At 41.3% G+C, this 818-nt stretch carries 1 protein-coding gene and 1 pseudogene; one reads left to right on the top strand and one right to left on the bottom strand.

What is annotated here, in order from left to right:
- Nucleotides 1-253, bottom strand: a pseudogene (locus AB4486_RS24385) (IS110 family transposase); the annotation flags it as partial.
- A gap of 113 nt (nucleotides 254-366) precedes the next feature.
- Between AB4486_RS24385 and AB4486_RS24380 the strand changes: the two are divergent.
- Nucleotides 367-818, top strand: a 452-nt coding sequence (locus AB4486_RS24380; protein ID WP_372119216.1) for a cold-shock protein, incomplete at its 3' end; no start/stop codon positions are given.

Below are 818 nucleotides of genomic sequence, written 5' to 3'. Positions count from 1 at the left end.
GTCGATATGGAATAACGAATTTGGACGCCCTAATTTTCGGGTTATGACCTAGTTTCAGTAGCTCTCTTGCCCAGTGGTGTGCACCAGAGCACGCCTCCATACCGATGAGGCAGGGAGGTAACTTCGCGAATGTGTCTAAGAGTTTGTTTCTTTTGACAGTTTTGCGTAGGACGCACTTGCCATATGCATCAACGCCGTGAATACTGAATACATTCTTGGCGAGGTCAACGCCAATAGTTTGAATGGTGGACATAGTAACCTCCAGTTCTTCAGCGTGTACTAAGTAAGTATGGCACGCAGAGTGTCAGGTAGAGGGAGTCCATATCATTCGTTATGTGCAATCAGTTTCAAGCAATGGAGAACCTAATGGAAAATGGTAAAGTGAAGTGGTTTAGCCAAGATAAAGGCTATGGATTTATCACTTCAAATGCAGGTGAGGATCATCACTTTAATGTACAAGGAATAAATGGTCCTGACCTCCCTTCAAATGGGGATGGAGTATCTTTTGAGTCGAAAACAGGAAACAAAGGTAAAAGAGCTGTAAATGTTACAATTACATCTAAAAGCTCAAAAGTAACCAGAAATTCTGATGACCGAATTAATTGCCCTTCTTGTCATAAAAAAATTGTGCCTCGGATGATTACTTATAGGGGGAAGCCTGAAAAATCCGTTTGTCCATATTGTGCAGCAACTGTAAGGACATTTAGTAATTGCTTTATTGCTACTGCTGTCTACGGCGACCCTTGTTGTACAGAAGTTAGAGCGTTAAGAAAGTTTAGAGATGAGAAGTTACTGACAAATACGTTAGGCTCTTTATT

Source organism: Vibrio sp. 10N.222.55.C6, from assembly GCF_041473395.1.
Classification (GTDB): Bacteria; Pseudomonadota; Gammaproteobacteria; order Enterobacterales; family Vibrionaceae; genus Vibrio; species Vibrio crassostreae_C.
The sequence above is the reverse complement of the archived record's forward strand: the minus strand, read 5'-3'. Positions and strand labels throughout refer to the sequence as shown.